This window comes from Halorhodospira sp. 9621 (genome assembly GCF_022228055.1).
Lineage (GTDB): Bacteria > Pseudomonadota > Gammaproteobacteria > Nitrococcales > Halorhodospiraceae > Halorhodospira > Halorhodospira halophila_A.
Map to the genome: position 1 here is coordinate 1 of NZ_JAJNRD010000105.1, position 616 is coordinate 616.

At 62.8% G+C, this 616-nt stretch carries 1 protein-coding gene; it reads right to left on the minus strand.

The genetic code is table 11. The annotated features are described in order from the left end of the window. On the minus strand, positions 1–616 hold a 616-nt coding region (locus tag LRF89_RS13305; RefSeq protein WP_238637382.1), incomplete at both ends, for a hypothetical protein.

Genomic DNA, 616 nt, shown 5'->3' on the forward strand with positions numbered 1-616 from the left:
GCTGCCTGAACAGTTCCTGTTCATTTTCATCGAGCTGCGCGTAGTTGTCGACGAAATCCGCATACTTGAGCCGCCTGTTCGGGTCCGGTTCCAGGGTCTCGAGCCCCTGGAGTGCGCTGGCGCGGGCTTCGAGCTTCTCGTCGGTGCCTTCCCAGTGCATCAACGGCAGGCACAGGCGGGCGACGATGTTGCTGCTGTCCAGATGTTGCCGGTACGACTCGGCTCCGGCCTGCCAGTAGAGGTACTGGAAGCTCAGGTACGTGTGCTGATCCCCGGCAAGCTCAAGCCGTGTGGGCACCGGACGCGCGGAGAGGAAGATGACCACCGGCACGATCCGTGTTGTGCCGAGCATCTGCGAGAGGTCGGTGCAGTAATGGATCAGCCGGTGGATGTCGAAGCGCTCGGTCCGGGTCTCCTCCTCAAAGGCGAAGGCTAGTACCTCGCGCTCGCCGTTGGACCATTCGATGTGAAGTGGGGTGTCGAGGGCCCGGTAGTGGTGACGCAGCCGCTCCTTGAGCTGTTCCTGACGGATGGGGAGCACGCGCACGGATTCATCGAGGCGTACCGCCTCCTGGCTGGCGAAAAAGGCGATCGCCTCACGGGGGTAGTCGACGAT